Origin of the sequence: Sulfurimonas sp., from assembly GCF_016744025.1 — a bacterium.
In the GTDB taxonomy this organism is placed as follows: domain Bacteria; phylum Campylobacterota; class Campylobacteria; order Campylobacterales; family Sulfurimonadaceae; genus Sulfurimonas.
The window spans coordinates 1-9,804 of sequence record NZ_JADGFC010000088.1 but is presented as its reverse complement, the minus strand read 5'-3'; the positions used below and the strand labels follow the sequence as shown (position 1 = coordinate 9,804).

Annotated in this window: 13 protein-coding genes; 3 read left to right on the top strand and 10 right to left on the bottom strand. The window is 31.0% G+C overall.

The window, feature by feature from the left end; genetic code table 11:
• Window positions 1-9: 9 nt before the first annotated feature.
• Genes QZZ48_RS11345 through QZZ48_RS11335 form a run of 3 tightly spaced genes read left to right on the top strand, consistent with a single transcriptional unit; the run spans window position 10 to window position 3,637 of the window.
• Entirely contained in the window at window positions 10-1,017 is a 1,008-nt protein-coding gene (locus tag QZZ48_RS11345) for a Fe(3+) ABC transporter substrate-binding protein (protein WP_294965822.1), read from the top strand.
• Between the two features lie 36 nt (window positions 1,018-1,053).
• Entirely contained in the window at window positions 1,054-2,640 is a 1,587-nt protein-coding gene (locus QZZ48_RS11340) for an iron ABC transporter permease (RefSeq protein WP_294965820.1), read from the top strand.
• 1 nt (window position 2,641) lies between these two features.
• Entirely contained in the window at window positions 2,642-3,637 is a 996-nt protein-coding gene (locus QZZ48_RS11335; RefSeq protein ID WP_294965817.1) for an ABC transporter ATP-binding protein, read from the top strand.
• A gap of 20 nt (window positions 3,638-3,657) precedes the next feature.
• On the opposite strand, the gene QZZ48_RS11330 is transcribed toward QZZ48_RS11335, so the two are convergent.
• The 10 genes from QZZ48_RS11330 to QZZ48_RS11290 all read right to left on the bottom strand — a co-directional run.
• Window positions 3,658-4,119 carry a DUF523 domain-containing protein gene (locus QZZ48_RS11330; RefSeq protein WP_294965814.1) on the bottom strand — a complete coding sequence of 154 codons (462 nt, stop codon included), beginning with the start codon at window positions 4,117-4,119 and terminating at the stop codon, window positions 3,658-3,660.
• On the bottom strand, window positions 4,106-4,798 hold the full coding sequence (locus tag QZZ48_RS11325) for an aspartate/glutamate racemase family protein (RefSeq protein ID WP_294965811.1): 693 nt from the start codon (window positions 4,796-4,798) through the stop codon (window positions 4,106-4,108). Before QZZ48_RS11325 ends, QZZ48_RS11330 begins: the two co-directional genes overlap by 14 nt.
• The gene (locus tag QZZ48_RS11320) at window positions 4,795-5,493 is read right to left on the bottom strand and encodes an SDR family oxidoreductase (protein ID WP_294965809.1); all 699 of its coding nucleotides are present in this window, start codon (window positions 5,491-5,493) and stop codon (window positions 4,795-4,797) included. The genes QZZ48_RS11325 and QZZ48_RS11320 overlap by 4 nt, the downstream gene beginning before the upstream one ends.
• Before the next feature lie 83 nt (window positions 5,494-5,576).
• Entirely contained in the window at window positions 5,577-5,756 is a 180-nt protein-coding gene (locus tag QZZ48_RS15840) for a hypothetical protein (protein ID WP_366755933.1), read from the bottom strand.
• Complete coding sequence (locus tag QZZ48_RS11315) at window positions 5,753-6,289, bottom strand: hypothetical protein (protein ID WP_294965806.1); 537 nt, start codon at window positions 6,287-6,289, stop codon at window positions 5,753-5,755. Before QZZ48_RS11315 ends, QZZ48_RS15840 begins: the two co-directional genes overlap by 4 nt.
• Window positions 6,290-6,448: 159 nt before the next feature.
• Entirely contained in the window at window positions 6,449-6,883 is a 435-nt protein-coding gene (locus QZZ48_RS11310; RefSeq protein WP_294965803.1) for a DUF3995 domain-containing protein, read from the bottom strand.
• 101 nt (window positions 6,884-6,984) lie between these two features.
• Window positions 6,985-7,890: an HNH endonuclease gene (locus QZZ48_RS11305; RefSeq protein ID WP_294965800.1), complete on the bottom strand. Its 906-nt coding sequence runs from the start codon at window positions 7,888-7,890 to the stop codon at window positions 6,985-6,987.
• Window positions 7,891-7,895: 5 nt separating this feature from the next.
• Entirely contained in the window at window positions 7,896-8,024 is a 129-nt protein-coding gene (locus QZZ48_RS11300) for a hypothetical protein (RefSeq protein WP_294965797.1), read from the bottom strand.
• Window positions 8,014-9,264: a DNA cytosine methyltransferase gene (locus QZZ48_RS11295; protein WP_294965795.1), complete on the bottom strand. Its 1,251-nt coding sequence runs from the start codon at window positions 9,262-9,264 to the stop codon at window positions 8,014-8,016. The genes QZZ48_RS11300 and QZZ48_RS11295 overlap by 11 nt, the downstream gene beginning before the upstream one ends.
• The coding region (locus tag QZZ48_RS11290) for a DNA cytosine methyltransferase (protein WP_294965792.1) at window positions 9,257-9,804 on the bottom strand (548 nt) is incomplete at its 5' end. The genes QZZ48_RS11295 and QZZ48_RS11290, both read right to left, overlap by 8 nt.

The window sequence follows — 9,804 nt, the reverse complement described above, 5'->3', positions numbered from 1 at the left end:
AGGAAATTCATGTTTAAAAAATTAGTATTAGTTACTATCATATTTGCAAGTTCATTAATGGCAGCGGCAGAGGTGAATATTTATTCTCACAGACACTATGATACAGATAAAAAGCTCTTTAAAATGTTTGAAGAAAAAACAGGTATTAAAGTGAATGTTGTAAAAGCAAAAGCTTCTGCACTTATTAAAAGAATGACTTCTGAGGGTAAAAACTCACCAGCCGATGTATTAATCACTGTAGATGCAGGAAGACTTTTCCAAGCAAAACAAAAAGATTTACTACAAGCAGTTGACTCTGAGTATTTAACAAAGAATATTCCAGCAATTTACAGAGATAAAGATAAAAAATGGTTTGCATTAACAAAACGTTCAAGAGTTGCTGTGATAAGAAAAGATTCTACAAAAGAAAATGAGTTATCTACATACGAAGATTTAGCAAACCCTAAATTTAAAGGTCAAATTGTTGTTAGAGGATCAAATAATATTTACAACCAATCTTTGTTAGCAGCGATGATAGAACACCATGATGAAGAGTATGCACTAAAATGGGCAAAGGGTGTAGTGGCAAATATGGCAAGAACACCTAAAGGAAACGATAGGGCACAAGTAAAAGCTGTAGCTAATGGAATTGGAGAAATTGCTATTGCAAATACTTACTACATTGGTAAAATGGTTCACAATAAAGATGCTTCTCAAAGAAAAGCTGTATCTAAAATGAAAATTTTCTTTCCTAAATTTGAAAATGGTGGAACGCACATAAATGTATCTGGTGCTGGTGTTGCTGCATACGCTCCAAATAAAGTAAATGCAATTAAATTTATTGAATTCCTAGCATCTCCCGAAGCACAAAAATTATTTGCAGAAGGAAACTATGAGTATCCAGTATTAGCTGGTGTAAAAAGTTCTGACTTAGTAGCATCTTGGGGAACATTTGAAGAAGACAATATTTCAATTAACTCTTTAGGTGAAAACAATGCAAAAGCTGTTAAAATATTTGATAAAGCTGGCTGGAAATAATCGAGCCTTAAACTGATTTAATGGATTTTAAGTAAATTGAAATATTTTAATAAACTTACTATAAGTAGTGTTATCTTAACACTGCTTATTTCTATTCCTGCACTACTAATATTAGTTAACCTTTTCACACCTACAACTGAAAATTGGGAGCACTTAAAAGACACTGTTTTGAGTGAGTATATCTTTAACTCATTGTTTATTATGGTTGGGGTTGCACTTATGACTTCTATCATTGGATTTTCAACTGCATATATTACAACAATGTACTCATTTACTTTCTCGAAATTTTATCACTATGCACTTATTTTACCTTTTGCAATTCCTACTTATATTGTTTCATATGTCTATGCAGGAATGTTTGATATCACTGGTTCAGTAACCATGTTTATCTTGGAATTGTTAGGAAAAGAAAATGTAACTGAAGTATATTTTATGGATATCATGTCCATTGAAGGTGCGATTATTGTAATGTCTTTGGTTTTATATCCTTATGTTTATCTTATTTCAAAAACATATTTGATTGCAGAGTCATCTTCAATTATTGAAGCTTCTAAAACTATGGGATTCTCTTCTTGGCAGATATTTACAAAAGTCATCATTCCTATTTCTAGACCAGCAATTGTTGCCGGAACAATTTTAGCAGTAATGGAAGCCGTTGCTGATTATGGAGTTGTAGACTATTATGGTGTACCAACCTTTGTAACTGGTATTTTTAAAACATGGTATGGAATGGGTTCAGTCGAAGATGCTTCTAAACTAGCCTCAATGCTAATGATGTTTATTTTCATATTGATATTTTTAGAAAAATTTCAAAGAAGAAACAAAAGATATAGAAGTTCAGGAAAAGATTTTGCGCCTATTTCAAAGATAGTACTAAAAGGTAAGTCAAATATTTTTGCATCAATATTCTGTTTCTTACCAGTGTTCTTTGGTTTTATTTTACCATTTACACAAATGAGCTATTGGTTCTTGCTATCTTATAAAGATGTTATTGATGAAGACTTTTTAAGAATACTAATGCAAACTCTTAGTTTAGGAATAGCTGGTTCGATTATCATTACGCTATTAGCTTTTGTTTTTGTTTATAATGTCAGAATTCATGCTAACAAAATTAGTGACTACTTAACACAAATCACAAAACTGGGATACTCGATTCCAGGTGCAGTGGTTGCAGTTGGGGTACTTAATTTCTTCTCTATTATAGATGGTTATTTTGATATATTACTTTCAGGAAGTGTTGTGGCGATATTATTTGCATATTGTGTAAGATTTTTAGCGATTTCTATCAATAATTATGAGTCTGGTTTTTCTAAAATTCCACAAACTTATGATGACGCTTGTAAAACAATGAATATTAGCCAAAGCCATAAACTTAGAAAAGTTATATTTCCTTTAATTAAAAATGCTGCTTTTGCTTCATTTATTATAGTTTTTATTGAGATTATTAAAGAGTTACCCTTAACAATGATTTTAAGACCATTTAACTTTGATACATTAGCCGTCTATTCTCATGAATTAGTAGGACAAGCCCAAGTTTACGAGTCTTCAGTACCTGCAATGTTTATTGTATTGCTAGGTATTATTTCAGTACTAGTTCTCGCACGTAAAATGATAAAGGATTAAAATGGTAGGTATATCTATAAAGAACTTTGGCATCTCATTTGGAGAGATGGAAATTTTAAAAGATGTAAGTTTTAGTGTTAATGCCGGTGAAATTGTTACTATCTTAGGACCTAGTGGTTCAGGTAAAAGTACGATATTAAGAGCAATCGCTTCTTTAGAAAACAGTTATGATGGTGATATCTTACTTAATGAGAACTGTCTTATTTGCAAAAATGAGTGTAATAAAGATATAGGATATATATTCCAAGATTATGCACTGTTTCCTCATTTAAATGTAAAAGAAAATATTGAGTTTGCACTTCATAAACTTTCACGTATAGAAAAAGATAAAAAAGTAAATCATTTACTTAAAGAATTTGATTTAGTTGAACATAAAGATAAACAGAGTCACGAACTAAGTGGAGGTCAACAGCAACGTGTTTCAATAGCTAGGGCTATCGCGTATGAGCCAAAAATTCTTCTCTTAGATGAGCCTTTTTCAAATTTAGATTCTTTGCTACGTGAAAAAACTAAATTGTGGTTAAAAAAGATGATTAAAGAGCTTGGGTTATCTGCTATATTAGTAACTCATGATCAAAAAGAAGCACTTTCTATGTCTGATAAAATAGGCATAATTCATGATAAAAAAATAGTTCAATTTGGCACACCAAAAAAACTTTTTGAAGAACCTAAAAATCTTTACATTGCAAAGTTTTTAGGAGATATCAACATCTTACCATTTGCATTAGCACAAACATTTTTCCCTGATATAACAAAAGAGCAAAAAGCAATTCTACGTGTCAACAAAACAAAAATCTCTACTAAAACTACTAAATTTACAACACCTTATATTCTAAAAGAAATCTCATATTGTGGAGATTACAGTGAACTAATTATTGTAAATAAAGAAGACGAAAATAACTTTATGACTATTCGACAAAATCTAGAAATAGATGTATTTATAAATGACATAGTCTATTTAGAGTTTAAAGAAGAGGATATTATTTTTATTAAATAATATCCTTTAAACCACTAACCTCATGTTGGGAATGCACTTCGATTCCGTTTTGCTTTAACAAAGCGGCTGTTACACCCATGCCTATTTTTTTTAACTCCACTAAAGCTTCCATCGTAGATTGAGCTACTTCCACATGAAGGGCTTGATTCATTTAGTATTGCCAATGATATGTTCTCTTCAATACATATTTCTAATGCCATCTGTGCTCCACAAATAAAAGCCTCGCTTACATCAACTCCATCTATCTCGATAACTTTGGCTAAGCCTAGCAGTACGTCAAGACCTTCTCCTCCTTGTATCTCGGCTGAGGGTCTGGGTGTTGGTAAACCTGCACTTACTTCAGGGCAGAATGCAACTAGCTCATACTTTTGAGCCAATTTCTCAAAACATTTATTTTCAACATTTACATCACTTGCGTTATAACGGACCTTACAACCTAGTAGGCAAGAACTAACTAGTACTTTTGGTTTATTGTATTGCATATTCTACAGCTTTTTGTGCATGAATAGATGCAGTGTCTAGAAGAGTTACTTTAGTGTCTTTTTGCTCAACTAACATTCCAATTTCAGTGCAACCAAGGATAACAGCCTCAGCACCTTGACTAGCTAAAGACTCTATGATTCTTAAATATTCATTCTTAGATGCAAGAAGCGTTTTGCCTAAACAAAGTTCATTGTAAATAATGTCATGGACAATAGTTATGTCTTCTTTATTAGGGACTAAAACGTTTAAACCAAAGTTCTCTCGTAATCTTGCTTTGTAAAAATCTTGCTCCATCGTAAAAGCTGTTCCGAGTAAACCTACAGTTTTGATACCTTTTTCTAAAAGAACTTCAGCCGTTGCATCTGCGATATGAAGAATTGGAATATCTATATGTTTTTCTATCTGGGGAGCTACTTTATGCATAGTGTTTGTGCAGATTACTAAGAAGTCAGCTCCAGCTGATTGGACATTTATAGCGGCTTGGGTAAGTATCTTAGCTTTACCTTCCCAATCACCATCGTGTTGTAGTTTTTCTATCGGGTCAAAATCAACACTATACATAGCAATTTTAGCTGAGTGTAGACCACCAAGAGAGTCTTTTATACCTTCATTGATAGCTTTGTAGTAAGAAAGGGAACTTTCCCAGCTCATACCACCTAAAAGACCAATTGTTTTCATCGAGGAAATGATCCATTATTTAAATCTATACAAGTACCGTTTATATACTCGGGTGACTCAGTTGCTAGCCAAACGATAGTTTTTGCTATCTCTTGAGGTTTAGCAAACCTTTTTGCAATAACAGTCTTTAAAAATGCTTCTTTTCTTGGTCCTGTAATCACCTTTAACATATCTGTCTCAACTGGACTAGGAGCAACAGCATTTATAACAATCTTTCCTTCAAATATTTTGGAAAAACTTTTAGTTGCGTTTATAAGTCCTGCTTTTGTTATCCCATACCAAACATCAGGATGCCCAATCTGCCCGGCTATAGAAGCATTATTTACAATCCTTCCTATGCCTTTTTCTAACATGTTTTTAGAAACTTCTTGGATAAGTTTGATTGGTGCTTCAATATTTAACTGTAGCATTGAAACTTTCTTAGCATCTGGATATTCGTTGTAAGGAAGAGAGTACATAACACCTGCGTTATTTACAAGAATATCAATAGGGTCTAAAGATGCGATTAAAGCAGGTATTTCATCAATATTTGATAAATCAAACTCTATTTCTTGAACATTTTTATGCTCCTTAAACTCAAAGTCATTAAAGTTTCTTGCTATAACAATAACCTTGTAATTAAGGTCTAAAAATTCTCTTGTAACTTCTAATCCAATTCCTTTATTTCCACCTGTTACTAATGCTGTTTTGCTCAATTTATTTTCCTTTTAAAGATAATTTAGAATAATTTATTTTTACTATTGTAGTAAAACATATCTTACTAAACCCTAATACTTTTTTATATATTATATTCACCATTTTCAAAGTTTACTTGAAACCATGAGGGCATAACTTTTAATACAAATGGATAATTATTTAATAAATGAGTTGTGACTTCATATGCTACACATGCATCTTCTGCTGCATATTTGATTTGTTTCTCAGATAAGGTTTTAGCTTCCCAATTCGAGGTACTTATCTTTTTAGATTTTTGTAGATTTTTTTTAGAAATATTGTTGCAGCCTTTTTTGCTCCAATACTTTGCCTTGAAGAAAGTTTTGTTAATATGCCATCAATATCAATAGTTGCTTGCATTCTAATGCCAAATTCATCGTTTAATGTTTGTTTATCCCCTGTTAAGTTGACTCCAACCTTAACAATATTTCCATCCTCAAGTAGTTTTATAAGTGGATCAATATTAGTAATTTTTTTAACTTGAATAATATAACAATCAGTAAGACTAGCTAATTGAATTGTAGCAACACCATGGGAGGGCTCATTTTTTTTGAATGTTGGTCTTTGTTCACTATCGAATCCTATTAGCGTTGTCAGTTTAAGTGCTTGTATAGTTGACTCTAATTCTTTTGTATTTTGAATAATATGTATTTTTCTATTTCCGGTTGAATAAGAGGGATATGTACCGGTTGTATCTACTTTGGGTGAATCCAACAAAGAAAAAAAGTTTGTTATTAATTTAAGAGACTTGGAGCCATCTGAGAGAACTTCAATCATTGCCTGATCTAATTGTTCAACTGCTTCTTCTCCAGCAAATTCACGAATTAAATTTAGTCTACGTTGGTTTGATATTGATTCGATAATTTTGATTTTATAATCCTCATTGATATAAATTAAACTTTACTGGTTTTTTCATCTAGAAAGCATTATAGCAACCTAATCGCCTGCAAATGCTTTATATGTCAATATAGTAAATACAATACCTAGTCCTAAACACAAGGGTGAAAAATATTTTGTATCATAAATAGCAAATTCTGTATCTTTAATTTTTTTAAAAAATCCAACAGCATTAAATTCACCTACAGCTCTTAGTATAAATAGTATAGATATGAATAATCCACTGTATTTATATAAAGTAGTACTTCTAAGTGTAGTCAAATCATGAAACTGTAATGAATATGCAATAAATGCAAAAACAATTAAAACAAGACCAACAAAAAAGGTTAAAGGTTTACTCGGATTTAATAACAATTTTGCATCTTTTGTAGGTAAAGCTTTATCTAAACCAAGCAATCCACCAAAAGACCAATAAAAATGAAATACTCCCATGATTATCAATACTATTACGGTTATTATTACTATAAAATCCATTTAGTTCCTTTGTGCAAATAACGGTTGTCGTGAGCGATAATTTTCCTTTAGGTAAATTATTCACTCCTCGTACTTGTTGTCTTTTTTGAACAATTTGCTATTTAAGGTTTAGACCTAATCTGTTTGAAGGTTCCATATATATGTTCTTTATGGTAGTTCAATGCGTTAATATGAAGTCTAAACCTTGGGTCGCTTGGAGTAAATATTTTTTGACCGGCAATTTCTTTCATTACTTCATTTTCTTTTACATTATCATGTACTTGTACTATATAGCTATCAGATATGTTCTCAATAGTAAAAAAACCTTTATCAAATGCCCAATGTAAATCTCTACTTAATGCCATTCCATTAGGTATAGCATCTGGTCCATTATGTGCTTGGGGCATTATGTGTGCTGCTTCTAAATTTGATAACGAACTGTATGTGATTGATTTTCCAGTGATTGCACATTTCCCCATATATGCAAACAGTACAATATCTCTAAAATTATTACTTTTAATTAGTCCTGTTTCGTCTTCTGGAACTTCCTTGTCTTCTTTTGCTACTTTTTCTAAATCATTAAATATATCCGTTTGGTTTTCAATCATTTTATCAATTGTTTGTGCAGGAAATATTGTTTTTTCATCAGAAACTTCTATATCACACCTTAAGAATTCAAAAGTATCTATTTCAGCTAACAAATGGTTAACTGCTCTAACTCCGCTTTGCTTCTCTTTTAATGCTCCCTTTAATAATTTATATTGTGCATTGTTCTCATGTGCGGTAAATAAAGTAAGTTTGTAATATATTTCATCTTCAATTTTGTATTTAGTAAAGGTGATGATATCATCTGGCTTAAACAAATCTCTATTTGTATTTATTTCATTTGTTATATAAAGTCTATATTCGTCCCTTGTTTCACTTGGGTTATTAGTTGCCGTGTTACTATTAAAATAAATATAGCTACTTGCTACAACTTGATTTGTGTGATCAACTACATTTATTAATACATTATCATTTAATTCCAATTTGCTTAAATGGGGGAAAAATGATGCTGTTTTTTATTAATAAAAAGGAATCCACCAGCTTTTTTTGCTACTCCTAACCTATAACCTAGTTCATTTTCATAACACCTATGAATATATATTTGATTAGCTTGCATATCTTTCCTTTTTTATAACAAAGTATTTTTCAAGTAATTGTTCAATAGCCAAAGCAATTTTATTGGCTAATAATGGAGGTACTGCATTTCCTATCATTTTATAAGAGGCACCAATACTACCTAAAAATTCAAAATCATCATCGAATGTTTGCAATCTTCCTGCTTCACGAGGAGTTATGCTTCTCCCTTGAGTATGATCAGGATGAATATGTCTTAACCCATCTTTATACAAGTGCGCTGGAATTGTGTTACTCTGTTTATCATAAGCCAAAACATTATATTTATGAAAAGATGACTTTTTACCAGTTCTTTCATAATATAATTTTTTCAATGACTCAATATCAGGATATTTTTTTGAACCATTAGCAACATCATAAGCTAATTCACTAAATATTTGAATATCTCTTTGACTATGGAACCTTGGTATGTGATTTTTTATCATTGAGTTCTTTGAATGTGATATTTTTTTATTAATTTTGGATTCACTAGATACTGGGTATAAAGGGTCTAAATCAGATATAGCATCTTTAACAGTAGTTTTTACTTTTACTTTTTGGCTTGGTAAAATATTTTTATAGAAATCATTTAAAATACTGATAGGACTTGCCGTAGTTGTATTTTTCCTAATACCAATAATAATTAATCTTTTTCTAATTTGAGGAACTCCATAATCAGAAGAATCAAGTAAAGCAACTTTCTTTAGTTCTTTAGAGATTACATATCCTGCTTTATCAAAATCATCAATGATTTTATCTATGATATGTGTACCATCAGGTTTAGCACTTAATATTCCTTGAACATTTTCAAAAACAAATAGCTTAGGTTGAAACTCTTGAACCACTTTTAAATAACTTTCAAATAGATAGTTTCTATAATCACATTTCATATTGTTCTTATCTTGAACTCTGCCTGCAATTGAATATGCTTGACATGGTGGTCCACCTATTATAATATCAATGTTTGTATTACCAACAAGTTTTTTTAGTCCACAATGACTTCCAAAATCATTATCGTTTTTATAACCATTAAGTAATTCATCCATTCTTTGAATATCAAAATGCATTACTTTATTATCAGCCGAATCAACTTTCCATTTAGTAGTAAGTCTATTCTTTAATGTATCACTTGCATTTTTATCCCACTCAACAAAAGCATAAGGTCTAAACATATTTGTTTGTTCAAATCCATCAGTAAGACCACCGCAACCAGCAAATAAATCTATATAATTGTATTTATTCATTTTCTAAAACCTTTTTGAGTTGTTTTGCTATATGAAAACCAAGCAATGGAGGTACCGCATTTCCAACTTGTCTATATTGTTGAGTTTTTGTTCCTAGAAATTTAAAATTATCTGGAAAGCTTTGAAATCTTGCATTTTCTCTTACTGTGGGTACTCTATTATATTTGTAATGGAAATGGTTTCTATGTCCAGTATCAATAGTCTTTGATGGTTTTTGACTATGATACCTAGTCCAAGCTTCATTAAATTTTCTACTATCACCTACACCTTTTGGTAAATCTTTATGATTACCACCTTCAGGTACTTGAGCTATTACACTTTTAACCAAGTCTGTATGCTGTGTTCCTATATGATTGTTTATTCTTTTTGAATTTAGTCTCATTTTTATTTGATAGTCTGAATTTGATTTACATATATAATCAATATTTTCATCTCCCATAGTTTCTTCAAGTGAAGGTAGGTCAGAAATTGCTTTTTCACAAGTTATATATTCATCTTTACTCAGAATTTCATCAGGAAATTCAAAATCGCCATAATGCT